Below are 26,386 nucleotides of genomic sequence, written 5' to 3' on the forward strand. Positions count from 1 at the left end.
CATCTTTCTCACTAAATTAAAACACCATCAGTTCCAAGTTTATATCCGTTCATAGTTGCATCCGATAACATTTTTCCATTTTCGTCCAAGTAATACCAGTGCTTCCCATATTTCAACCAGCCTGTACTCATACTCCCATCAGTTCCCAGGTGATACCAGTTTCCGTTATTAGAAATCCATCCAATTGACATTTCACCAGATTCTTTTAAATAATACCAATTCCCATCATCATTTACCCAGCCTGTTGACATTTCTCCATCTGATTGTAGGTAATACCAACTACTCCCTTCTTGCATCCATCCTGTTGCCATACTTCCATCAGAATTTAGGTAGTACCATTTTCCACTTATGTTAATCCAGCCAGTCCTCATAATACCGTTTTCATCAATTACATACCATTTTTCATTTACTTTAATCCAAGAATTTTTAACTTGTTTTCCTAATTCATCAAAAAATTGCCAACCTGACTTTGTTTTAATCCATCCACTTTTAATTACTGATTCATCACTTGAAGTATTGTCTTTATCACTAGTACTTCCTTCGCCACCATTACCTTCATTGCCATTATTTTCAGTTCCCAAATCCTTTTCATCACTAGTCCTTGAAAATTCATTAATATTAGTTACATAACCATATTCTGTACCATTATCTCCCCAAGCAATTAAATTGTTACCATCGTAAACGTCTAAGTTGGTTATCTTTGCAGGAATTGTATACTTTTCATCAAAGCCATTTCCATTAAATTCATATATCTTTTTCAAGCCTAATACCCACAAGTTTCCTTCAGCATCTATAGAATAATATGGTCTTATTAAATTTCTTATTTCACCTGCATCCGTAACTGTTAATTTTTGTCCTTTAATTCTAGTTTCAATAGATGGATCATTAACCTTATATATCTTATTCCTACTAACCTTCAAATCATCATCACGTACAGTTTCAAATCCAACTTGATTTACTTGTATCTTATTATTGCCTCCGTCTTTATTGAATCTTATAACATATATGTTTCCATTTTTAGCGCATACATCTAAATTATACCAATCATCACTAAGTTTAGGCTGAATCCAAGATAGAAAATCAGATTCTCCATTCATTTCATATGCTGTAACTTCTTTAGGTGTATCTGCTCCATCAACTTTATCTCCTACAGCCTTAGAAATCTTTAAAATATACTTTTTGCTGTTTGTACCATCTGGATATGCAATGTTTATATCACTATCTGAAGTGAATTCTACATTTGCACTAACATAGATATAAGTTGAATCCTGTGTTAATAAATCTGACCCTACGTCTGTTAAATTAGCTACAATGTTCTCATTTCCATATTTTTCTCCAAATTTTTCTATTTTCTCTGTTTTAGTTTCTCCATTAACTGTATATATAAGTTTAATGTTTGCAAACTTAGAGACATCCATATATTTGCCAGAATTATTTACAAAGCCATAATATATTGGCTCCTTGTCATAATTTATTATAGCGTGTGTTCCGCTTGAAGTTTCTTCTCCATTGTTTGTGTCAGAACCAGTTGTGTTTTCTCCACTATTTGTCTCTGAATTGTTATCACTATCTTCATTATCTATTTCTGGACCACTTGGAGTATCTTCTCCACTGCTATTTCCCGAATTACCTCCATCATCTTCATCTGTCAAAGAAGAGTTTTCCTCTGTTTTTACTAAAATATTGTCATCATAAGATATTATTATATTTCCATCTATCTTTGTATCAGATTTTATCTGAATTACTGGCTTTCCATCTTGCTCAATAACTTGTGCACCATATCCACAGTAATCTCTTATTCTTCCAGCTATGTATTCTGCTGCTGCTTCTACATCCCCATTATAAGTCTTTGCCTGTCCATCAGAGTCTGTATTGCTTAAATCACTATCTGATATTGAAAACCAAAATTGATAGCTGTCTCCAAAGTCTGATGTTATTCCATCACCTTTTTTTAAATTTATATTCCTCCATGTATGCTCCGTTTTCGCATTTATATCAATGGTTGTTGTATATTTTACAGCAGAATCTGTTGTTGTAGTTCCATATACTGATTCTACGGTTTTAGAAGTATAATTATCAGCAATCATATCTCTTACAGCATCGTTAGAATTTTTCGTATCATCCGATACATATTGAATATTTTTAGCAAGTGCCATTTTAGATTCTATTGAAATATCACTATTATGCCCCGTTATTACAGTTCCTTCTAATTTTTCATCAGATATTATTTGGATAACAGGACTTCCATTCTCTGTAGTCACCTCTGCATCATATCCACAATAATCTTTTAATCTTTTAGCTATATACTTTGATGCTGCAGTTATATCGCCATTATAGGTTTTTTCTATACCATCAGTTTCTTTATTAGTAGGATCATTAGTTGTTACTGAAAACCAAAATTGATAGCTGTCTCCAAAGTCTGATGTTATTCCATCACCTTTTTTCAATGTAATATTATCCCATTCATCATTGGAATTTGCAGCTAAATTGATTATTGTTACATATTTAATAGCTTGTCCATAATTATAATCTGCAGTATATTTATACCATACATCACCAAAGGAACCTTTATTACTTGAAATTCTATCACCTAATTTAAGATAATCTGTTATATTACTGCCATATCTATTGGTTTCTTTTAATTTTTTTACTAAATCTCTTCTAATATCAAATTTTTGATCCTCTATATCTTCCCCTTCAAACTTTCCTGTTTGCAAATTAAATAGATCTTCCTTACCATTATTATCTAGTTCAATATACCTATTATCGTACTTTATAGAATCATCATATGCATCTGAATTACCTAGTTCATTATACTTTCCATTATTGTAGTATATTGTTTGTTCTTCCCCATCAGTTCCTCTATATCCATCGTATAAATACTTATTTGAGTAAGCAACGGCAGCATTAAAATCCCCATCCTTTTCTTTCAATGCATCGGAAGCAAATGCAATTGGCGATGAACTAAGCGTAGTAACAATTGTTGTAATTGTTACTAGTGTTATTATTTTGTTAACTCTTTTAATCATTATATTCTCTCCCCTACTATGTTGTAGTTAAATTAGTATTTATATATAATTAATTTTCTTTCTAATATCTTGATTCTATTTAATAAATTTACATTTAAAACTAATTAACTATAAATTTATTTATTGTTAGATTTAATTTTTCAACCACTGAATTTAGTTCTTCTACAAATTCAAATATTTTTTGAATTTCGCTAATTTGTCCATTAGCTCCGAAGGAAACTTGTTCTGTAGTTGCGGCTGTTTCTTCCGAAATAGCTGAAATGTTTTCCATTGCTATTTTAGTTTTATCTTTACAATCAACTATTTCATTAATTGACACAACTATATCTTTTAATTGGTATGATATTTGGTTCATTCCTTCAAATATAACTTTAAAAGCCTCATCTGCACCATCGACTGCATCCATCTGTTCTTTTATTATAATTCTAGAATTACTTGCTTCTTTCACTACAATTCTTGTTTTATTTTCAATATTATTAATTATTTTATTAATTTGATCAGATGACTCTTTTGAGCTATCAGCTAGTTTTCTAACTTCATCAGCAACAACAGCAAAACCTTTACCTGAATCTCCAGCTCTTGCTGCTTCGATTGCTGCATTTAATGCTAAAAGGTTAGTTTGCTCTGCAATGCTACCAATTAACTCTATAATTTCTTTTATATCTTTTATATTTGTATCTAAAGAGTTTATATCGCTAACAATTTTAGCTGAAACATTATTGGTTTCGTCGGCTTTATCTTTCAATGTATTAACTGATATAACTGCTTCTTTTTTCATTTTTTGTGTTTCCTCTAATACTGACCATACGTTTTCTGTTTTCTTACTCACTATATTTATTCCATCGGATAATACGCTCATGAAATCAATTCCTTCATTAACACTAACAGCTTGTTCCGAAGCCCCTTTAGCAATTTCACTCATTGTAGCTGCGATTTCTTCTGAAGATGAGCAAGAATGTTCTGAAACCTGTGCAACTATTTTGGTGTTATTAGATACATTGTTAGTAATAGCTTTAACATCACCAATTAAAGCACTTATTTTACTCACCATCTCATTAAATGCACTTATTACTTCTCCGATTTCATCTTTACTACTATCTTCTATATGCAAAGCTAAATTTCCATCTCTAGCCTTTTTCATAAGTGAAACTAATTTTCCCAAAGGTTTTGATATGCTTCTTGATACTATTAATGCTACCAACATGGCTACCATAAACGAAATCAAACCAATTATTATAGTATTATTTGTTAGACTATTAGATTCAGAGTTTATATAAGTGTACGGTATAACTCCTACTACATACCAGTCTGAACCGCTTAAAGGTGCATAAGATACTAGATTATTACCATCACTTGTTGAAAAAGAATTTTCTATCTTAGCACTTTTATCCTTGCTTTTAGCTGATTCTTTCTCTTGAATTTTCTCTATAATACTTTTATCTTTATATTCTGTTCCAATTAGACTTGATTCATTACTTAGAATAACAGCTCCTTGTGAATCTAAAACAAATATATCAGAATTATCTCCTAAACTAATGTCTTTAAACAAATTAATAAATAATTTAGGATCCAATTCTTCTATAACTATTCCAAAGTTCTTACCTGTAGCCAAAGTATTCATTTGAACTGAAGCGTAGATTTTATATCCTGATGAACTTTTGTTTAATGACCATGAGAATTTTCCCTTTGACTTGCTAGATAAATCTGATAATTTCAACATTAAATCGTCAGATAGTTGATTTGAAAAACTTCCTATTTTTCCTTTGTCTGCACTGACAATTCCGAGTCCGGTCATATCATTCTTGGTTCCCACTTTATTTCTTATTAATTTATTTAAATCATTAAGTTTATGATAATCAACATTTTGTCCATTTTCGAAATAATCCTGAAAATCAGGTTCAGTAAATATTGACATAGCGAAGTTGGAGTTCTTATCCATTTCGCTTGATATATTTACTCCAATTTGCGCCATTATCTGAGATGAGAAATTTGAAATTTTATTATCGATTGAACTTTTAGATTGCATTATTATTGAAACACCTACTATTAATAATGGAATTAAAACTAATAATCCATAAGAAGTTGTCAATCTAACTTTTATTTTAGAACCTCTTATAATGTTTTCACAGTAAAAGAAAATATTTTTTCTTTTATTAAACAAATTTTTTATTCCCTTTTTATTATTTCTTTTTTTTAATTTAATCATCGGGCGATCACTCCCTCATTAATACTTGCAAAATTTATAAAGAGAATATACGTAATGGTTTTTCAAGGCAAACCTCCTTTTATCGTACAGCTTATTTAATTTTCACAAATTAATCTTGCAGCACCATATATTCCAGCATCATTACCTAATTTAGCTAATTCAAATTTTGTGTTTCTTGAAATATGAAATGCATTTTCTTTAAAATACTTAGTGATGCTTTCAATCAGAAAACTCCCATTTTTAGATACTCCTCCACCAATCACAAATATCTCTGGATCAATAACACATGCGATATTAGCTAAGGCTTTCCCCAATCTATTACCAAAATCATCTACCAATTCTAATGCTAATTCATCACCTGCCTTTGCAGAATCAAAAATATCTTTTGCTGATAAATTCCCAAAATTCTTTAAATCGGATTTTGTTTTCGTGTTTTTTAAAGCCTTATTAGCTAAACTAACGATCCCTGTTGCAGATGCATATTGTTCTAAACATCCTTTATTTCCACATCCACAGCATTCTGTCTCGTTATCAGAAACCTTTATATGACCAATTTCACCACCCGCACCATTTGATCCTGATATTATTTTTCCGTCAACAATTATTCCACCGCCAACACCAGTTCCAAGTGTTACCATTACAGCATTTTTATAGCCTTTTCCTCCGCCCCTCCACATCTCTCCAAGTGCAGCAACATTTGCATCATTTGCAGCTTTAATAGGTAACTTTACTAATTTATTAACCTGATCTACTATGTTAAAAACTTTCCATCCAAGATTTACACATTTAAGTACTGTTCCATCATCTTTAACTGGTCCTGGTACCCCTATCCCTATGCCTAATACCTCAGTTTTGGAAATATTATTCTCATTAAGCTTATTTTCAATTGTTTCTACAATATCTTTTATAATATATTTTCCTTTCTCCTCTTTTCTTGTTTTAATTTCCCACTTTTCTAGTAATGTTCCTTCAGTCTCAAACAAACCAAGTTTAACGGTAGTTCCTCCAATATCTACACCAAATATATACTTTTCCATTTGGATAACTCCTTCCCCAATAAAAACCTTAATTAATTGATAAATTTATAAATTCGCGCTTCATAAGGTTCTAGCTCTATATTATTTACTGATTGATTTATATCTACATCATAATTTGAAATTAAAAGTTCTTTATATTTAAACTTACTTATACCATCAAAAACAAACTTTGCCTTGCTTTCTGTAAAATTGCAAATAACTAATACCATTTCATTTTCTAAAGTTCTTGTATAAGCAAATATTTCTTTATTTTCTTCTAAAATCAATTCATATTTTCCATACACAACTACTGGATTTGTTTTTCTAATTTTAATTAGATTTTTATAGTAATTGAATATAGATTTTTCATCATTTAATTGCGATTTCGCATTTATTTCTTTATAGTTAAGATTTATTTTTATCCAAGGATCTCCATTTGTAAAACCTGCATTTTCACTATCGTCCCATTGAATTGGAGTACGTGCATTATCTCTACCTTTTTCATATATTGAATTCATTATATCTTCATGCTTATAACCTTGCTCTATTCTTTCTTCATACATATTAAGTGTTTCTATATCCTTATAGTCATTTAGTTCCTCAAATCTTATATTTGTCATGCCAAGTTCTTCGCCTTGATATATATACGGTGTTCCCTTCATTCCATGTAACAATGTAGCAAGCATTTTTGCACTTTCTACTCTATATTCTTTATCATTTCCCCACCTTGAAACTATTCTTGGAACATCGTGATTATTCCAGAACAAACTATTCCAACCTTTTCCTTCTAATTCTAACTGCCATCTTGACAACGCTTTCTTTAGATCTAATAATTCCAATGGTTTTAAATCCCATTTTTCCTTATTGGGTTGTTGATCCAATAAAATATGTTCAAACTGAAATACCATACTAAGCTCACTTCCATCAGGATTAGAATACTGTTCTGCTATTTCTGGATTAGAGCACCATGCTTCTCCAACCGTCAATAGATTTTTATCTCCAAAAGTTTTTCTATTCATTTCTTTAATATATTCATGAAGTTTTGGTCCATTTTCTTTTATCTTTTTATCTGGAACCTTACCTATAAGTTCTATGACATCCATTCTAAAGCCACCAATACCCTTATCAATCCAAAAATTCATCATATCATAAACTTTATTACGGACTTCCTCATTCTCCCAGTTCAAATCTGGCTGCTTTCTACTAAATAAATGTAAGTAATATTGTCCTGTGGTCTCATCATATTGCCATGCACTACCGCTAAATGTTGACTTTAAATCATTTGGTTCTTTCCCATTTACTGGATCTCTCCATATATAATAATCTCTATAGTGATTATCCTTTGATTTTTTAGATTCAATAAACCACTTATGTTCATCAGAAGTATGATTAACCACTAAATCCATGAGAATTTTTATTCCTCTCTTATTTCCTTCTTTAATAAGTTCATCCATATCTTCCATTGTTCCAAATTCATCCATTATATCTTCATAATCACTTATATCATATCCATTATCGTCATTTGGCGATTTATATACTGGAGATAGCCATATCACATCTATACCTAACTCCTTTAAATAATCTAACTTTTCTATTATTCCTCTTAAATCGCCGATTCCATCCCCATTAGAATCTTTGAAACTCCTTGGGTATACCTGATATACTACACTTTCTTTCCACCATTCCTTATTCATAACTGCCTCCAATTAATATATTTTCAAATAATTTATTTTAGTAAGTCGCCTTACCAAAGGCCACTAAAATATTCAACTATCAATCTTCCTATTTATTAATTTAAATTACGATAATTATTATTCAATTCATTAAACGATTACTTAAGTATTGAGGGTTTTACTGCATCTTTTTTAATCATCCTATATGCTCAATTTATCTAATATGCGAGAATAATTTCACAAACTGCACCAAATAAATCTTTATCTAAATCTAATGTTTGCAAATCCCCTATGATCTTAGTTTTATTTTCATGTGAATTTATTATATTATAAATTTTATCTTTTATATCAAATCTTATTTGTGCTTCATTTAAAAAATCAAATATTTCTCTATCAATATTATTACGACTTAACTGCATGACATCCTTAAAATCAACAACTAAATCTTTAAGTACATCAATTTGATTACATCTTATAATGATGGTATTCATTAAATTATCATAATATTTTTCATAAATTACTTCTTTACCATCCGATATAACCATTATTTCTTTACAATCTTTAAATCCTATGAATTTAAAAGTATAATTTCTTTCCTTTGGTATAACAGAAAACTCTCCCATTACTGCTTTTACTACAAATCTAGTGGAGTCTCCCCACTCTAAATTCATTTCTGTTTCTGCATATCTTCCTTTTAAATATTCTAAAGTATTACCATCATCCTCATACATTTTAAATCTGCCATTATCACCTGCAAAAATTCTTACTTCAATATCTTTTGGATTATCTATCTGATTATAGCAATTTTCCATATTTATCATTGGAATTATTGCTCCTGACTTTGCAAGTACTGGTATTCTTCTAATATCCCTATATAAATTAATATATCTATTTCCAGAATAAATCATCCCATTAAATATATCTATATAAGTTCCCTCTGGCAGCCATGCTTTTACCTTTCCTCTTCCAGTTTTTCTGTTCATTGGATGTGTTATAGGACATACAATCAATTCTGATCCAAAATAATACTGATTTTGTACTTCATAAGCCTCATCATATTCAGAATTTTTATAATACATTGGTTGTACTAAAGGAATTCCGTCTTCACTAAAAATTCTATTCATTGTATAAATATACGGTACTAGACTATGTCGAAATCTTAAAAATTCATTCATTGTCTCATGAACAATGGAATTATATCTCCAAGGTTCCTTTCCATTAAAAACACTTGATGAACTATGAAGCCTCATAATTGGAGAAAATACTCCAAATTGGAGCCATCTTAATGCCATCTCATCATCTTTTACACCCAGCATATGTCCTCCAATATCATGACTCCACCACCCATATCCTGCATTAGATGCATTAGCTGTAAAGTAAGGCTGAAAATCCAAAGACTCCCAAGTTATAATACTATCTCCTGAAAATCCCACAGGATACCTATGACTCCCTATTCCTGCATATCTAGAAAAAGTAAGTGGTCTCTTTCCATTACGTTTATTGTCCAAAAAGTGATAATGGTTAAGCATCCATAATGGATCAAGACCTTCTATCTTTGAATTATTGCCTTGCTGCCAGTCAATCCACCAAAAATCTACTCCGTTTTCTTCATTTGGATGGTGTGCATATTTAAAATAAGCTTCCAAAAACTTTGAATTTGAAATATCAAACTCAATATTTTGTCCGTTTAAATAATCTATATTTAGATGTTTCGCCATATCAGTATACATTTCTTCATGGGCCCTTATTCCATCAGCTGGATGTACGTTTAATGTGACTCTCAAGTTATTTTCATGAAGCCACTTCATAAATCTCTTAGGGTCTGGAAATAGCTCTTTATTCCAAGTGTATCCGGTCCATCCACTTCCATACTTAGGATCTATATCTACTAGATGCCAGTCCATATCAATTACAGCTACTGAAAATGGTACTTTCTCTTCTTTAAATCTATCTAATAGTTTCTTATATTCTTTCTCATTATACCTATAGTATCTACTCCACCAATTTCCTAATGCATATCTAGGTAGAAGAGGAGTATTCCCGCATAGTTTGAAAAAGTCTTTAAAGCACTTAATATAATCTCTTCCATATCCCAAAAAATAAATATCTGTTATTTTTTTTTTCCTTGTCTCAATCCATCCATCTTCTGTTAAAATTAACGATTCACTATCATCTATAATAGAAAATCCATCTTTTGAAATTAGACCTCTTTCCAAAGGAATTGCGCCATCAACTCCATCCAAAGTTCTTGCTGTACCTTTTAAATCATTAATTTCTTCTCCGTAATGCCAAATACTATGATAATTACTTATATTCCCTCGCACTGTTATAGTTAATCCATTCTTTGAAAATTTCTTTTTATCATAGATTAAATGAATATGATCAGTTATTATTTCTAAATTTTCCTCTTCATCAATTAATTTAAAACTTTGTGATATAAAATTTCTATTTAGCACTCTCTGAGTTGCTCTATCTTCAAATATTCCTTTATCATCATATTCTAGTCTTATCATTTGAGATGTTAATACAGTAAATCTATATTTATCTCCTTTTACAACATTGTTATTATTACAAAATGGACTTGTATCAATTCTATATATATCCTTCATTATACTATGTCCTTTCTTTACTTCTTAAAATACTCTATTCCTTAACCGATCCCATAACCATTCCTGTAACAAAATATTTTTGTAAGAACGGATATATAATTAGCAATGGAATAGTTGATACAACGATTTTAGCTGCATTTAATGTTTTGTTAGAAATATCAGCAATGCTTTGTAACTGAGCCGGATTTGTCACCTTTGTAATATCCACTGTTAATTGTTGTATATAAGTTTGCAGTGGATAATTTGCTGCCTTATTTATGTACAATAATCCACCAAAGAAATCATTCCAGTGTCCAACAATGCTAAACAATGAAATTGTTGCTAATGCAGGAAGCGAGATAGGAATATATATCTTAAATAAAATTTGCCATTTATTACATCCCTCTAATTCTGCCGCTTCTTCCAATGATTTTGGTACACTCTTGAAAAAGTTCATTAATAAAATTACATTAAATATAGGCACAGCACCTGGTAAAATTAGAGACCAGATAGTATCTAATAAATGTAGATTTTTTACAGTAATAAATATTGGTATCATTCCACCTGAAAACAACATTGCAAATATCATAAAATTCATATAAATATTTCTAAAACGAAATTCTCGTTTACTCTTTGATAATGGATATGCCATTAAAACTACCAATATTAAATTTAATGCTGTTCCAAGAACAACTCTTAACACGGAAATACCAAAAGAACGCCAAAATTGACCCTCTTTCAATAATGTTTTATAGGATGATAAAGTAAAATCTATTGGAAGTAATCCCACTAAATTTCCCGCTGCTGCTGACTTATTACTAAAAGAAATAGCTACCATATTTATGAGGGGAAACAGGCAGGCAGCTGTAATTATTATTACAACACCCCATATAATTACATCAGCTAGCCTGCTTCCAAACTTTTTTGACTTTAACATAATACTCCTCCTTTAAAAGATTTGCATATTAGCAACTCTTTGAGATAATTTGTTAGCAGACAATAATAATATACATCCAACTACTGATTTTAACAGTCCTACTGCTGTCGCAAAACTATACTGCATTCCTACTAACCCTACGCGATAAACATATGTATCAATAATATCTGCTGTTTGATAAACAATCGGATTATATAAATTAAATACTTGATCAAAGCCAGCATTTAAAATATTTCCTAAATTCATTGCTGTCATAAGCATAATTATAGGCATTATACCAGGCAGCGTCACATGTATTAGCTGCTTGAATCTATTTGCTCCATCTATAGCCGCTGCTTCGTATAACCCAGAATCAATGCCGGTTAATGCCGCTAAATATACAATTGATCCATAACCGAATTCTTTCCATACATCTGTTCCTATTAATATAGGTCTAAACCAGATATTACTTGCAAGAAATAATGTTGGTTCATATCCAAACAATTTCAAAAATGCATTAACTGGGCCATCAAAAGAGAAAATATTGGCTACTACTACTGCCAAGACTGCCCATGATAGAAAATGTGGTAAATATACAATAGTTTGAATGGTTTTCTTAGCCCATTTTTTTCTTATTTCATTTAAAAGTAATGCAAATATAATTGGTATTATTGTGCTTAAAATAATTTTTCCTATAGCAATAACTAGTGTGTTTCTTAAAATATTCATGCTATCCGGTATTTGAAGCATATATTTAAAATTATCTAATCCTACCCACTTAGAACCTAGTATTCCTTTTGCGGGTAAATATTCTTGAAAAGCCATTACTATACCAAACATAGGAACAAAACTAAATATGAGTAAAAATATCATACCAGGTGCCATCATAAGATGATAATTCAATTGTTTCTTCCCCTTTTTCATCAATCTTCCTGCCTTCCTTATCCATAAAGTAAAATGTTAATTCTTCTATAATAAGTTGGATGCAAATACTATTTGCATCCAAAACATGCTGTAAAATTAGTCTTTATTTTTTAATAGCATCTTCAACTTCTTTTGTAATTTCATTTCCGCCCGTACTCTTCCAAGTTGAAACAAAATCATCGAAAGAATCTATTGGAGCTTCACCTGTTACAATTTTTAAGAAGGTTTCATCTTGTAACTTTTGTAAATTGGCCCATTTTAACTTCATAGTCTTTGTCTGACCAAAAAATACTGGATTAACTTCATTTATCTTAGTCTCACTCATTAGCTTTGGAGCAATCATCCTTGACGTATAACCACTCCATGCATCAGCACTTGGAGAATTTGAATTTGCTAAATAATCTTTACACTTTTCATAGTTACCCTTATCAGCTCCTAAAGATTCTGGATCCTTTTCACCTTTAAGTGCCAAGTCAATATTTTTATACATATCAATTGTTGCATTATAATCATTAATAAGAATACCTACCGGTCTTACACCTGAATCAACACCCTGCTTTATATAATCCATAAGTTCTTGTTTTCCATAGTCTTCATATACCATCTTGTCATTAATAACGCTAGCTACCTTTAGCAATAATTCTGGATGTTCAAATCCTTTTTTAACAACATAAAATTCACTTGACGGATTTTGTGTATAAGTTGTATAAGACCCATCTGAATTTGTTGGTATTATATAAGGAACCCATTGTGCACTTGGATTTAGCTTCTTAGCATCATTTAATGGATAATCAGGTGCCCACCATGGTCCAAAGAAAGCGCCAGCTTGACCATTAACAATAAGTGAAGTAACATCATCGCCTTGTCTTACTGCCATTTGTGGATCGATTAAACCTTTTTTAAACATTTCAGCAACTCTTGTTAATCCCTTTTTCATATTGCTAGTTGTAGATCCAAATACAACTTTTCCATCCTCTTCAATCCATTGTCCTGGAAAAGCATTGTACATTCCTAGAACATTATCCATCTGGAATAGTCCTCCATAAACTCCTCCTATATTAGAAGAAGCTACAAGGCCAATTGTTTTTCCAGCTCCATTATTTCCTGGATCTTTTGTTACAAACTGCTGTAAAATATTTTCCACATCATCCATTGATTTAGGTGCTTGCAATCCCAATTTATCCATCCAATCTTGTCTAACCCAAAGCATTGTAGGCACATTAGCACATTGAGTAGATGGTAATGCCATAAGTTTTCCATCAAATGTAGCACTTTCTAATGCTCTTCCATTATACGAATCATACATTTGTTTAATTTTATCTGTAGCACAGTTTTTGTAAGCATCAGTTAAATCTGCTATCATATCGCCATCTACTAATTGCTTTAATGTTGTTGCATCAACTTTCATGATATCAGGTATATCGCCTGTAGCAACCGCCATTGATACCTTTTGATCATATGGATCTCCATTCGCTGCCTCAAATTCATCTTTATTCTGAACATTTAATACATCTTTTAAATATCTTGTATATGCATTATTTTCATAGGTATCCCCTTCTGGAAGACGTGGACTTCCAGGTGTATTTTTACCTATGGTGTAAGTTACCAATTCATCGTATTTTCCATAAGGTGTAGTTACTGCCTCTGACTTATCTTTCGTTTCAGTCGTGGTCGCACCATCTTTATTTCCGCACCCCGTAAAGAACATAGCAATTGTAATAACTGCCATTCCAAAAGTTGTCATCCTTTTCATTGTTCGCGTTAAATTTCTTTTTAACATCCCCATAAGCCTCCTAATTCATTTAAAAAATAATACTCTAACTGTAACTAGCTTTGGTTAAGTAATTTATACTGAAATTATAGCATTCAAGTAATTATCCGAATATACTAAAGATTTTTGATTTATATCAATTTTTTATGAATATGTAAACAAATACAAAAATCAAGCTGTTTTAAAATGGAATTTATACCTCCATTTTAAAACAGCCATTCATATAGTTAATCATTAAATTTATTTTTGTCTATTTCTACCGGGATTCTCATTATCGCAACAGTTTTTTCATTTGGTATACTTATAAATTTCAAATCACAATTTTCACTATAAGTAAGTTTAATTCTATCATAAACATTTTTTACTCCATAACCTTTTGTTCTGGTTGTTAAAATTCTTTCACAAATTTCAGGCTTCATTCCCACTCCATTATCTTCAATTTCAAATACGATATCTGTTCCTTTTTGATGTGCAGATATTCTTAACTTACCTCTATTATTTCTTTTTTGATCAATGCCATGACATATCGCATTCTCAACTAATGGTTGTAGTAATAAATTAATCATATAGTATCCATTAATTTTATTATCAATATCAAAATCCACATCAAAATTATAATTATGCATCATAGATTGGATCTTAACATATGCTTCTGTGTTACTTAATTCATTTTCTACTGTTATGATACTACTTCCTTTATTTAAAGATGTACGATAAAATGTTGATAATAGCTGAGCCATTTCACTAATTTCATCTTCTCCTGATCTAATTGCCTTCCAATTAATCAAAGACAAGCTATTATAAAGAAAATGTGGGTTTATTTGAGCTTGTAGTGCTTTCATTTCATATTTTCTTTTGGATATTTCGCTCTTATATACTTCTTGTATTAAAGTTTTTATTCTTACTATAAGCTTATCAAAACTATTAATTAAAACACCAATTTCATCTTCCGAATTACTTTCTATTGTAACTTCCAAATGATCCATATTCATTTCCTTCATATTTTTAGTTAATTTTTCAATACGGTTTACTATTACATACGAAAGCCAATACCCTACAACTAAAATTATTAGAACGCAAATCCCCATCATAAAAAATACAGTATAAATAATATTTTTAGATGATTCTACAATTAAATGCACAGGTTTGTAAAGATAAGCAGTCCATCCAAGATCTTTCATATCCATTTTTATTAAAATATACCTTATATTATCATAAGTTATAGTATCTCCATCTATCTTCTTTAATTCAGCACTTGGCAATAAATAGTCTTTACCATCATCATAGCTTCTATTCTCAAATACAACTTCATCGTTTTTATCTACAACATAAATTCCACAATTAGTGCTTGATATATTATACAATGGCTGAAAAAAATTTTTAAAATTTATTTTTACATATAGAATATTTTGTATCTCATTATATCCTTTATTAATAAACTGAACCGCTAAAAAAATATTTTTTTCACTATCAATGAACCACTGAGGTTTATATTTTCCTAATACTTCTTTATACCAAATGTTATTTTCAATAACATCCATAGGTACTATATAATCAGAATGCTTTACTATATTATTATTAGTATATACAGTTATTTGTTGTATATCATTATGTAAAGCTCTTAGCATATCAATATATGGATCCAGCATATTATGAAACTTATAATACATTTCATAATAACTTTTATATTCATGATTAATTACCTCTAAAATCATTGGGTTAAATGTAGTATAGTCCAGTATATTACTATACACATTAGCTGAGTTTTCGATTCCTATAACTGCTTCTGAAAAAGACTTCCTTAAATTCTCTCTTTCTTGATCCAAAAGTAAATTTTTCGTTTGCTGATAACAAAATAAACCTAAAATGATAATTGGAATAATACTAACTAAGAAGTAAGTCAAAATTATTTTATATCGAAATTTTAAATTTAGAAAAAATCTTTTTAACCTATTCATTATTTTCATCCTTTTGTCTATATTTTTCAGGTGTCAATCCATAAAATTCTTTAAAACTTTGACAAAAATATGATGTATTGCTATATCCCACAATATTACCAATCTCTTTAATTCTTACATTTGTATTTTCTAACATATCTTTTGCCTTTTCCATACGATAATTTTTTATAAATCCATTAATGCCCACGCTTGTCTCTTTCTTAAACATGCTACTTAAGTAGCTTGGTGTCATATATACATATTCTGCTAATATATCAAGAGATAAATCCTTTCCATAATTTTCATAAACATATGACTTGACTAGCTCTATTTCATGCCTATAATTAAAGGCTTCTTTAGGAAATTGTTTTTCCATATTATCTATAACATTATTCAACATCTTCCTTATTTCCTGTATTGTCCTGCTAGAATAAATCTTATCTATTTCCTCATTTAAATCCATTTCATTTGCTTCTTTCATTTCATCACATATATTTCGATAAATGTTTGAAAGAATAGACTTTACATATATTGGCGAAAAATCACTTTGCGCTGAAAATTTTTTTATTAAAAGATTAATACTAGATTTCAAACTACAAAAATCCTTAATTTTTATATAATATTCTATATTTTTAAGTATAGTACTATCGAACTTTTCATCTGTTGATTCCAATATCATATCTACCTTTTTAGAAAAAATATATTTATTTGATACAAAAAAACGTTGCTCCATAATATGTTCCATATTCGAATATTCTTCTGAAATCATAGAAGGTGATGTAAGTAAATTACTAATAGAAAAATAGCAATCGACTTCATATTTTTCTGATATCATATTATGTATTTTTATGCAAGCATTTTTTAAGATAATTTCATCTACAAACTCACACAAAAAAAATATTCCCTGATATGGATTTAAATTCAAATAATCTGCTTTATCCTGAAAATCATCAAGAATTTTTTTTATAAATTCTTGATGATTATTAAAGAAATCTTTATCGAATTCCATTAAAATCATTCTCTTATACTTATTTATAAAATCTGTATAATTATCTAAAGAAAATCTCTCCCTAATATTCTCTACAGGAATTCCACTTATTATTTTTAATAAAACATGTTCTTTTTCAGTGAAATTTCTCCTTTCTTTGTCTCGCTTTTCTTTATTTTCATGTTCTATTTTTTCAATAACACTTTCGATTGTTTTTTTAAATTCTGCCTGGTTTATTGGTTTTAATATATAATCATTTACACCAAGGCTTATTGCTCTTTTTGCATACTCGAATTCACCAAAGCCACTAAAAATTATTATCTTTAGATCTGGATATATTAATTTAGCGTTTTGTGATAATTCAATTCCATCCATAAATGGCATCCTTACATCAGTTAATAAAATATCAACTAAATTTTTTTTCAAATATTCTAATGCTTCTTCTCCATCACTACATTCTTTTATATCAAAGTCAAAAGAAAATTTCTTGATTAAAAATATAATACCATCTCTCTCAATAAATTCATCATCAACAATTAAGATTTTAAACATAAACTTTCCCCCATATCTCCTTTTAAATTTTAATAAACGATTATTTCTATACATACTAAATAGATCCGAAATGATACTTAGCATTGCATTAATATAATATAACAAAACTCTACGTAATCGTTTAACCACATTGTTAATGTAACATATATACATTTTTTTGTCCATATCACTATTCAAAGCAGCGGCATTTTAAATAGGATTCTCCTCCACTATATTCTTAAGCTATTTGTGTTGTTATGATTTGAAATCCTGATTACTTTGTCTTAGTTTTAAAAAACGAAAATATTGATTTCTTTATCTTAACTTTTTTTCCAACGAAATTTATAACCTCATTATTGATCAGCTTTTCAGAGCTCTCTTCAAAGATATTTTTATTTATTATTTCATTATTATTATTATCTAATGTATTTATAGCTTTTCTGATGCCAGTAGTTCTGTTATCTATGTCATGAGCATCAGAACCAATAAAATTATATATATTATTCTCTAAAAATATATGTGTAGTTTTTCTATAAACTAACATTTGTTCACTATAAATTATCCTTGTCTTCATCATTTCCATAATAATAAGAATATTTTCCTCTTGTATTCTCCACCGCATGCAATACTGTTCCTATAATATTAGCTCCCACTTTATCCAAAAGATTTTTTGCATCCATTACTATATCTCTTTTCGTTTCTCCCGCCCTTATAACTAAAATAGTCCCATCTACCTTTGTGGATAATATTTGTGCATCTGTAACTGCTTTAAGCGGTGCCGTATCCAAAACCACTATATTGAATTCTACTTTTAATCTTTCTATTAAATTGCTCATAGCAGAAGATGATAACATTTCTGATGGATTTGGTGGAATCTTCCCTGATGTTAAAAAATAGAAATTATCATTCCTTTTTTGTACTGCTTCTTCAATGGCAGCCTTTCCAAGAAGAACTTCAGAAAGCCCAATCAAATTTGAGACTTTAAAATTTTTATGAACTGAGGGTTTTCGTAAATCGCAATCTACTAGTATCACTTTCTTTTCATTTTGAGCAAAAGATGCAGCAATATTTCCTGCAACTGTTGATTTTCCCTCTGCCATTTCTGCACTAGTAACAGCTATTGTTCTTATTTCCTTATCAAAGGAAGAATATTGTATATTAGTTCTCAATGTTCTATAAGCTTCTGCAACTATAGATTTAGGTTTATCTTCTACTATGAAGCCGGCATGAATTCTATTATCAACTACTGTTTTCTCTAATTTATATCTTTTCATTCTATCTGCTTTATAACTCCTCGCTTCTTCTAATTTATATCTTTTCATTATTTCTAGTGTATAGCCTTTTATTTTCTCTAGTAACGACATGATTTCACACCTTCCTAACATCAAAATAAATTTGCTACATTAATAATCACAAAGTACAACTTGCATTTGTTTACAAATAATTTATTAACATAACCTTCATTTTTTAAGAGTAGATGATTTATTTCAATTATCTAGCACATTAATTGATAAAAAATAGGATTTCTATCTCCGCTTTTCCTGTTAATTCACATCACTTACCTTCTTTAAATAAGTCAGGAATAACGCCTAGAACTGGTAATCCTAAAATCTCCTCTATTTCTTCCCTAGTTTTAAAAGTATTATTAAAGAACTCTAATAAGAAACTTGCTCCGACACTGCCTATCAGACCAAGCAAAAGGCCGACTCCTATATACATCTTTTTATTTGGACTGACTGGTTTTTGAGGTACCTTAACACTTTCTACAACCTTTACGTTACCATTTGGTATAAACTCTCTAGATGATTTTATAAACTCATTTGTAACTGAATTCACTACATCCCCAGCTAATGCTTGGTTCGCACTCACGTAACTAATCTCCAATATTTGTGTATCCGTTCTTGGCGTAACTGATAAATTATCAAGAACATTTTCTGAATTTAAGTTTATATCACTTGAGTCTATGGCCCTTTGTACTAAATCATTGGTCTTTATTATTTCTGCATAAGTCTTTATCAGTTTTTGATACATTTGTACATCATTAGTGCTATAGTTTTGATCCTGACCATTAGTATTTTCTTTTCCTATAAAGACTTTAGTATTTGCTTCATATTTAGGTGGAATTATAAAATAACTTATAATTAAAGCTAACAATGTCGTTGCTAATGTTACTAAGAGTATCATTTTCCATCTTTTTATTATTGGATTTGCTATTTCATCAATTCTTATAATATCGTTATTCATCATTTAAACTTCTCCATATACAATAAATTTTTCAATAGTCCTAAATACAATAATTATATTTTTAGTAATTTCCTTCTCTTTCATTCATATTTTTAAAATAAAAAAATCCTAATGGAAAATTTCCACTAAAATTACTTTTAAAAATAAAAACTAGGCTAAAACCAATAGTTTTAACCTAGCTAAGATATTTCCTTCTAAAGTTTTAGGGAGTAATTTTACTCAACAATGCGTTTTTTCTTAAGTGTCACAAGTTTTCTATGCTTTCCATTTTTAGATCTTGGTTTGATATTCAACAAATCTAATACAAACATTAAAAGAGGCACTCCAAGTAATAACCCCCAGACTCCCATAAAATGCTCTGATACTAAAAGTGTAATAAATACGACAAAGACTGGCAATTCAGTTTTATCTGCCATAAACCTAGGGTTCAATACATAACTCTCAAGTGCATGTAAAACTGCGATAATTATAAGAATATATAAAATCATTTTAAAACCGCCAACTGTGTATGCTATTATACTTAAAGGTATTAACGATGCAATTGTTCCTGCGACTGGGACTAGGCTAAATAAGAAAATCATAACTCCAAGGCCTAAAACTTGCGGAAATCCCAATGCAAAAAGAGATATAACAGATAAAATACTATTAACAAATGCAATAATTATTTGAGCTTGAATTACTTTTCCAAATGAATTCAAAAAATTTATTCCAAAATCTTTTGTATACCTATATAATATGGCAATCTTACTATCTTGAAACTCTGAGAAAAATTCTTTGATTTTCTCTCTTTCAACCATAAAAAAGAGGCTTAATATTAAAGACACAAATATATTAAAACTCCAAGTACCTATATTTGAAGCATATTTCAAAAATTGATCAAATTTCAATAAATCATTTATTTCAGAATTCTTAAAAAATGACATGAAATCAACCTTTCCAAAGTATGGTACAATGTACGTAGATAAAACTTCCCCACCAATATCTCTAAAATCAAATCTAGATATTTTCATCCCAATCTCTGTAAGCTGTCTAATAATTATTGGTATATACCTATAACTTGCAAAGATAATAATAGATGTCATGAATATGTATAAAAATAATGTTACTATTATCGGTTTCACCTTTATAAACTTATCTAACCGTTTCGTAATTCCTACTTGTAGACTGTATGCAATATATGTAAAGAAAAATGTAAGTAAAAATAGATTAAGCATTGATCTTAATATATACATAAAAAATACAATAATAAGAAGAACGCAAATTCTTCTGACTATATCTTTTTTAAATAGTTCTCTTAAGAAATTCACATCTTATTCCCCCTTCTAGTAATTATTATATCCTATAAATCATATGCTTAAAACAAGAAATTCCAATAAACCTTTCCATATTAATAAATTTAAATAAAATAATTATGCTCTGGAACCATTTACCTTAACATTTTAATAAAATCTTAATAAATTGCAATTATTTTGTAAGTTGTTTGTAGTATAATATAAGTTATCGGATAATATTAAATAATCTATTCTACTTTACAAAAACCATATCTATAGAGTAGGCATAAAGGAGGATAAGATGAAAAAAAATAATAGAATTGGGGCGATAGTGGCTTCAGCGCTACTTATTACGTCAATATGCAACTCAGTACCAGCATTGGCGGACCCTAATGATAGTAATCTAACGCTTGAACAAGCTATACAAAACATACAGGAATACGATAACGAAATTGAATATAACATGGGTAAGTTAAATCAACTAAAAGAGCAAATTCTTGAAAAAGAAAATGATATAAAAGATAACCAAGTTAAGCTTGATTTAACCCAAACACAATTTACTGAAAGAGAAAACCAGTTATCTGAACGATTAAAGGGCATTCAATTCAATGGAGGCTTTGAAGCTACACCATTACAATATTTAGACGCCTTATTTTCTTCAGGTGATATTTTAGATGCATTAAAAAGAGTGTCATTGATTTCTCAAATTTGTACAAGCGATAAAGATTTAATTTTAGAAACAAAAAAATCAGAAGACAATCTTTTAAACATTAAAACCACTATAGAAAAAGAAAATCAAGAATTACAAACTGATAAAGATGATGTCGAAAAACAAATTAAGGACTTGGAAGATAAAAAAGATACTCTCTTAAAATATGTACAAGATAATAACGCACTATTAACAGGGGATATAGGAATCACTATTCCTGTAACATTACCTTCTGATATTACAGATCAGGCTAAAGGAGTTATAGAAGAAGCAGAGAAATATTTGAAAGTTCCATATTTGTGGGGAGGGGAATCTCCTGAAGGGTTTGATTGCTCCGGACTTATGCAGTATGTCTTTAATTCTAAAGGGATCGCTATACCAAGAACATCACAAGAACAGCAAAGTTTTGCCAAGCCTATTAGCATGGCAGAAATTAAACCTGGGGATTTAGTCTTCAATAAAGTTTCAGATTCAACTCATGTAGGTATGTACATAGGATATGATATGTATATTCAAGCTCCCCATACTGGCGATGTCGTTAAAATAAGTAAGTTAAGCACCTCAAATATGAAATATTTTGGTAGAGTTTTAAATTAATATTAACTTAAAACTTTAGTAAGCTAAGTACTAAATTAATACTGAGATGTATAAGATTAATTGCAACATATATCGAAAAATAAAATTATATACTATAAGCAAAGCAGCTAGTTTAATTAAAGAAACTAGCTGCTTTAATTTAGAGACATTCAAAAAATAACAAGTCAATCTGCCAAGCCTATTTTTCATCATACTGCTTCAGCAGATTGTTCTAATAGACCCGCTATGAGATCAATCTGCTTTATTGTCTGATGAAAAATAATCATTGCATTTTTAACTCGTTATTTTCTTTCATGTCCCTTATAAATTTTCATAAGATAATATATTGTAATATTTTAGTATTTATAGAATATATATAAAATGGTATAATTTAATCGAATACATAATTATTGTGGAGGCGATTTATCATGAACAAAAATGCAAAAAAAATTATTATATTTACCGTTATAAGTACAGCTTTTTATACATGGATGCCATCAACTATGAGCATAGGAGAAAAATGCGCTTATGCATACTCTGGAGATGAAATAACATCTTTAGATCTAACATCAGAAGGCTCTATTTTGTCAATATACAATAGTATAACTCGCAAAGGAGATTATAGAGTAAAAAAAGGCGACAAAATTCCAGTAGTTATATATTCAAAAATTCCTTCTAATAAAACTAGCTTTAACTTGAGCACCATTGAAACTAAGGCCGCTGATATAAGAGTCTTTGTTGGAAATGAAAATATAAAGCTAAGTGATATCTATGGTAAAATAAATATCGCGGAAGGTCAAAGCAAGACTATTTATATAAGACTTTATGATTCTAAAAACGCCTCTGATAGCAATTATTCCCTAGAATATGAACTTGTTGTAGAAAGAGCAATGAATGATGAAGATAATATTATTGATGCCAATACTGAAGAAACTACAGATGATAATACAATAACTCTAAAAAACTATGACGATATTTACTTAAATCGATTAGTTTTATTTGATCCTAACAATAATAAAATCGATTTCTCTTTTGATAAGACAGAACCTGTGCAAAATATAAATGTTGATGAAAATATATCTTACATTAATGTTAAAGCTGTTCCGGAACAACAAAGCTATAAATTATCAATTAATGACAAAGATTTAGATCCTAGTGATGATAAAGATACTAGACTCGTATCTTTAGATGAAGGAAAAAATATTATAAAAATTAGAATTATAAATTCTGATCATAAAACTAGAGAATACTATTTAGTTGTGACAAGAGGAAACAGTTCGCAAGTAGTTTCAAATAATAACACTACTGCAACTAATCAGAACTCTCAAACTGTACAAGCAGAAGCTTGCTGGCAATATAGAAAAGCTGATGGCACCCTAGCTGTAGGGTGGACATTAATCGGAAATGACTGGTATTACTTTGATGCAAGTGGCGCAATGAAAACAGGCTGGATAAAAGATTCTTCTGGAAAATGGTATTATCTAAGAGAATCAGGAACTATGGCTAAAAATACCACAATTGATGGATATAAATTAGGTCCTGATGGGACTTATACTAAATAATCCTTTTAAAATAAAAAAACTAGCAGCTAATCTTGTGCATGATACAAGAGATAGATTGGGAACGTAGATAGTTTTGTGTAGAAATAAAGAAACAAACTATCTACTCAACCTTATATTCTATTATTTATAACCTTATTAACATAATCCTTAAATTCTTTTTTGAATCTATCAACAGAGAATTTTTCGCTATATTCCTTTATCTGTTGCCTATCATATTCAACTCCATATTTTTCAAACTTCTCTACTGCCTTAATTAATGATTCAACACTCTGTTCCCTAAAAAGTATACCCGTCTTTTCATCCAATACAGTATCTAAAGCTCCTCCCTTCTTATATGCTATAACAGGTCTTCCTGATGCTTGGCATTCAACAGGAGTAAGTCCAAAGTCCTCTTCCCCTGGGAATATAAAAGCCTTACACTTACTATAGTATTCTCTAATTTCTTCATCAGTCAATCTACCTAAAAATTTAATATTAGAGCTTGCTATCTTCTCTATATATCTACGTTCTGGTCCATCTCCAATAATAATTAAAGGTAATCCCAACTTATTGAAGGCTTCCACTGCTAAATCAACCTTCTTATATGTGACTAATCTAGATACAATTAAATAATATTCCTCATTTTTATCATTAATATTGTATAAATGGGTGTTAACAGGTGGAAATATAACTTTCGATTTCCTCCTATAGTATTTAGAAATTCGCCCTGCAATATAATTAGAATTAGCAATAAAATAATCTACCCTATCAGCTGCTAACCTATCCCACATTCTTAATTTATGAATAAACATAGAAATAATAAGTTTTTTAAGCTTACCCATGTTCCTTGTATACTCATAGTAAAATTCCCAAAGATATCTTGTAGGAGTATGACAATAACAAATATGTACTGCGTCCGATCTTGTTATAACTCCTTTAGCGCAAGCTGTAGATGAACTTATAATTAAATCATATTCTGTTAAATCTAATTCTTCAAAAGCCATCGGCATTAAAGGCAGATAATCCTTGTATCGTTTTTTAGAGAAAGGAAGTTTTTGAACAAATGTAGTCCTTATATCGTAATTTCTGAATCTATCAGGCATAGTTTTCTTATCATAAACTAAACAATAAATAGGTGCTTCCGGAAAAATTTCGTGAAAAATTTCAGTAACTCTTTCTGATCCACCATATATAGTAAGCCATTCATGAACTATTGCTACTTTCATAAAAATAATTCTCCTTGTTATTACATTATGTATTATATGCTAGTTATCTATTTTTTTAATATATGAATTTTTATTATAATGTATCTAAATACAAAGAATAAGTTTTCTTTGCAGTCTTTTTCCAATCAAATGATTTTATTCTCTCATTAGCTTTTTTAATTAATTCTTCTTGAAGATTTTTACTATGTAATATTTGTATAATTTTATGTCCTATATCTTCTAATTCATTAGGATTGCAATACATTGCTGCATCAAAACAGATTTCTTTAAAAATTTCTATATCTGAGACAAGCACAGGTATCGCTCTCCCCATGGCTTCTAATGGTGGAAATCCAAACCCTTCGTATAATGATACTGATACAAATAAATCTGCATTTTTATATAATACTTCAAGTTCCATATTACCAACAAAATCCGTAAAAACAACTTTATCTTGAATCCCTAATATTGCAACCTCATTAAATACCTCATCATACATCCACCCTTTTTTTCCTGCAATGACAAGTTTATATTCTGGAATTTTATCTTTTATGTAATTAAATCCTTGAATTAGTTTTTTAATATTTTTATGTGGAGCTATAGTTCCAACATATAAAATGAACTTGTTACATAATATATCAAATCTTTTTAATATTTTAACTTCTTCATCATAACCTATATGAACTTTAGGTATTTCAATGCCCTCATAAATAACTTCAATTTTATTTTCTATCTTAGGATAATAATTTAAAAGCTCCCTTTTTGAAAATTCCGAAACACAAATAAGTTTGTCTGCATGAGCAATAGTATTCCATAATAATATGTTTTTAGTCACATTTTGCATAAATGTACGCTTATCTCTCATAGTATGCATAGCCATATCATGAATAGTAGCTATTTTTTTACCTTTATATAATATAGGCGTTGCATAATCAGGAAAATGAATCAAATCGTAACCTTTATATAACTTTTGTGCTGTTAATTGCTCATATATTATTCTATCCTTGCTTCCATTTATATCCTTATTGCTAAACATTAAATGCTCTGAGTTTATTTGATTTTTGAACTCGTCTCTAACCAATATATCTACATCATAATTTTCTTCAATGAAAGTCTTTAAAAGCATATGATTATATTTAGAAATACCTGCACCATGACTTTCATAATGAAGTCCATTTAATAAAATTTTCTTCAAAATAAAATCTCCTTTAACATAAGATATATTATATTATAACAAAAAAGTGGCATATATAGCCACCTT

The 26,386-nt window shown here is 29.5% G+C and carries 18 protein-coding genes; 2 read left to right on the forward strand and 16 right to left on the reverse strand.

Annotated elements, in window-relative coordinates; all coding sequences use genetic code 11:
- Nucleotides 1-11: 11 nt before the first annotated feature.
- From F3K33_RS24140 to F3K33_RS24205, 14 genes are all read right to left on the reverse strand, one after another.
- Nucleotides 12-3,029: a PspC-like choline-binding domain-containing protein gene (locus tag F3K33_RS24140; protein ID WP_017212077.1), complete on the reverse strand. Its 3,018-nt coding sequence runs from the start codon at nucleotides 3,027-3,029 to the stop codon at nucleotides 12-14.
- 100 nt (nucleotides 3,030-3,129) lie between these two features.
- The gene (locus F3K33_RS24145; protein ID WP_017212076.1) at nucleotides 3,130-5,235 is read right to left on the reverse strand and encodes a methyl-accepting chemotaxis protein; all 2,106 of its coding nucleotides are present in this window, start codon (nucleotides 5,233-5,235) and stop codon (nucleotides 3,130-3,132) included.
- A gap of 95 nt (nucleotides 5,236-5,330) precedes the next feature.
- A complete protein-coding gene (locus F3K33_RS24150) occupies nucleotides 5,331-6,272 on the reverse strand; it encodes an ROK family glucokinase (RefSeq protein WP_017212075.1) in 942 nt (313 codons plus the stop codon).
- A gap of 32 nt (nucleotides 6,273-6,304) precedes the next feature.
- Nucleotides 6,305-7,945, reverse strand: coding sequence for a glycoside hydrolase family 13 protein (locus F3K33_RS24155; protein ID WP_017212074.1), 1,641 nt, complete (start codon nucleotides 7,943-7,945; stop codon nucleotides 6,305-6,307).
- Nucleotides 7,946-8,142: 197 nt separating this feature from the next.
- Nucleotides 8,143-10,533, reverse strand: a complete 2,391-nt coding sequence (locus tag F3K33_RS24160; protein WP_017212073.1) for a glycoside hydrolase family 31 protein — start codon at nucleotides 10,531-10,533, stop codon at nucleotides 8,143-8,145.
- 34 nt (nucleotides 10,534-10,567) lie between these two features.
- The gene (locus tag F3K33_RS24165) at nucleotides 10,568-11,449 is read right to left on the reverse strand and encodes a carbohydrate ABC transporter permease (RefSeq protein ID WP_017212072.1); all 882 of its coding nucleotides are present in this window, start codon (nucleotides 11,447-11,449) and stop codon (nucleotides 10,568-10,570) included.
- A gap of 12 nt (nucleotides 11,450-11,461) precedes the next feature.
- Nucleotides 11,462-12,352, reverse strand: coding sequence for an ABC transporter permease (locus F3K33_RS24170; RefSeq protein ID WP_017212071.1), 891 nt, complete (start codon nucleotides 12,350-12,352; stop codon nucleotides 11,462-11,464).
- A 103-nt stretch (nucleotides 12,353-12,455) separates the two neighbouring features.
- Nucleotides 12,456-14,132 carry an extracellular solute-binding protein gene (locus tag F3K33_RS24175; protein ID WP_017212070.1) on the reverse strand — a complete coding sequence of 559 codons (1,677 nt, stop codon included), beginning with the start codon at nucleotides 14,130-14,132 and terminating at the stop codon, nucleotides 12,456-12,458.
- 218 nt (nucleotides 14,133-14,350) lie between these two features.
- Nucleotides 14,351-16,081 carry a sensor histidine kinase gene (locus F3K33_RS24180; RefSeq protein WP_017212069.1) on the reverse strand — a complete coding sequence of 577 codons (1,731 nt, stop codon included), beginning with the start codon at nucleotides 16,079-16,081 and terminating at the stop codon, nucleotides 14,351-14,353.
- Nucleotides 16,074-17,600 carry a response regulator gene (locus F3K33_RS24185; protein ID WP_017212068.1) on the reverse strand — a complete coding sequence of 509 codons (1,527 nt, stop codon included), beginning with the start codon at nucleotides 17,598-17,600 and terminating at the stop codon, nucleotides 16,074-16,076. Before F3K33_RS24185 ends, F3K33_RS24180 begins: the two co-directional genes overlap by 8 nt.
- A 253-nt stretch (nucleotides 17,601-17,853) precedes the next feature.
- Nucleotides 17,854-18,162 carry a CpsB/CapC family capsule biosynthesis tyrosine phosphatase gene (locus F3K33_RS24190; RefSeq protein ID WP_017212067.1) on the reverse strand — a complete coding sequence of 103 codons (309 nt, stop codon included), beginning with the start codon at nucleotides 18,160-18,162 and terminating at the stop codon, nucleotides 17,854-17,856.
- Entirely contained in the window at nucleotides 18,131-18,853 is a 723-nt protein-coding gene (locus tag F3K33_RS24195; RefSeq protein ID WP_012060895.1) for a CpsD/CapB family tyrosine-protein kinase, read from the reverse strand. Before F3K33_RS24195 ends, F3K33_RS24190 begins: the two co-directional genes overlap by 32 nt.
- Nucleotides 18,854-19,133: 280 nt before the next feature.
- On the reverse strand, nucleotides 19,134-19,826 hold the full coding sequence (locus F3K33_RS24200; RefSeq protein ID WP_017212065.1) for a YveK family protein: 693 nt from the start codon (nucleotides 19,824-19,826) through the stop codon (nucleotides 19,134-19,136).
- Between the two features lie 212 nt (nucleotides 19,827-20,038).
- On the reverse strand, nucleotides 20,039-21,130 hold the full coding sequence (locus F3K33_RS24205; RefSeq protein WP_017212064.1) for an AI-2E family transporter: 1,092 nt from the start codon (nucleotides 21,128-21,130) through the stop codon (nucleotides 20,039-20,041).
- Nucleotides 21,131-21,395: 265 nt separating this feature from the next.
- On the opposite strand from F3K33_RS24205, the gene F3K33_RS24210 reads away from it, so the two are divergent.
- Complete coding sequence (locus tag F3K33_RS24210) at nucleotides 21,396-22,400, forward strand: C40 family peptidase (RefSeq protein WP_017212063.1); 1,005 nt, start codon at nucleotides 21,396-21,398, stop codon at nucleotides 22,398-22,400.
- A gap of 407 nt (nucleotides 22,401-22,807) precedes the next feature.
- Entirely contained in the window at nucleotides 22,808-23,941 is a 1,134-nt protein-coding gene (locus F3K33_RS24215; protein WP_017212062.1) for a cadherin-like beta sandwich domain-containing protein, read from the forward strand.
- Between the two features lie 110 nt (nucleotides 23,942-24,051).
- Here the strand turns inward: F3K33_RS24215 and F3K33_RS24220 are convergent, their stop codons facing one another.
- Nucleotides 24,052-25,146 carry a glycosyltransferase gene (locus F3K33_RS24220; RefSeq protein WP_017212061.1) on the reverse strand — a complete coding sequence of 365 codons (1,095 nt, stop codon included), beginning with the start codon at nucleotides 25,144-25,146 and terminating at the stop codon, nucleotides 24,052-24,054.
- Between the two features lie 73 nt (nucleotides 25,147-25,219).
- Nucleotides 25,220-26,320: a glycosyltransferase family 4 protein gene (locus F3K33_RS24225; RefSeq protein ID WP_017212060.1), complete on the reverse strand. Its 1,101-nt coding sequence runs from the start codon at nucleotides 26,318-26,320 to the stop codon at nucleotides 25,220-25,222.
- Nucleotides 26,321-26,386: the final 66 nt, after the last annotated feature.

Origin of the sequence: Clostridium beijerinckii, from assembly GCF_008705175.1 — a bacterium.
Classification (GTDB): domain Bacteria; phylum Bacillota; class Clostridia; order Clostridiales; family Clostridiaceae; genus Clostridium; species Clostridium beijerinckii.

Coding starts and splice junctions, on each gene's coding strand:
- F3K33_RS24210 (WP_017212063.1), top strand. CDS start 21,396: ATGAAAAAAAATAATAGAATTGGGGCGATAGTGGCTTCAGCGCTACTT.
- F3K33_RS24220 (WP_017212061.1), bottom strand. CDS start 25,146: ATGAAAGTAGCAATAGTTCATGAATGGCTTACTATATATGGTGGATCA.
- F3K33_RS24200 (WP_017212065.1), bottom strand. CDS start 19,826: ATGATGAATAACGATATTATAAGAATTGATGAAATAGCAAATCCAATA.
- F3K33_RS24155 (WP_017212074.1), bottom strand. CDS start 7,945: ATGAATAAGGAATGGTGGAAAGAAAGTGTAGTATATCAGGTATACCCA.
- F3K33_RS24215 (WP_017212062.1), top strand. CDS start 22,808: ATGAACAAAAATGCAAAAAAAATTATTATATTTACCGTTATAAGTACA.
- F3K33_RS24170 (WP_017212071.1), bottom strand. CDS start 12,352: ATGAAAAAGGGGAAGAAACAATTGAATTATCATCTTATGATGGCACCT.
- F3K33_RS24190 (WP_017212067.1), bottom strand. CDS start 18,162: ATGGAAATGATGAAGACAAGGATAATTTATAGTGAACAAATGTTAGTT.
- F3K33_RS24150 (WP_017212075.1), bottom strand. CDS start 6,272: ATGGAAAAGTATATATTTGGTGTAGATATTGGAGGAACTACCGTTAAA.
- F3K33_RS24180 (WP_017212069.1), bottom strand. CDS start 16,081: ATGAATAGGTTAAAAAGATTTTTTCTAAATTTAAAATTTCGATATAAA.
- F3K33_RS24195 (WP_012060895.1), bottom strand. CDS start 18,853: ATGAAAAGATATAAATTAGAGAAAACAGTAGTTGATAATAGAATTCAT.
- F3K33_RS24175 (WP_017212070.1), bottom strand. CDS start 14,132: ATGTTAAAAAGAAATTTAACGCGAACAATGAAAAGGATGACAACTTTT.
- F3K33_RS24165 (WP_017212072.1), bottom strand. CDS start 11,449: ATGTTAAAGTCAAAAAAGTTTGGAAGCAGGCTAGCTGATGTAATTATA.
- F3K33_RS24160 (WP_017212073.1), bottom strand. CDS start 10,533: ATGAAGGATATATATAGAATTGATACAAGTCCATTTTGTAATAATAAC.
- F3K33_RS24140 (WP_017212077.1), bottom strand. CDS start 3,029: ATGATTAAAAGAGTTAACAAAATAATAACACTAGTAACAATTACAACA.
- F3K33_RS24145 (WP_017212076.1), bottom strand. CDS start 5,235: ATGATTAAATTAAAAAAAAGAAATAATAAAAAGGGAATAAAAAATTTG.
- F3K33_RS24185 (WP_017212068.1), bottom strand. CDS start 17,600: ATGTTTAAAATCTTAATTGTTGATGATGAATTTATTGAGAGAGATGGT.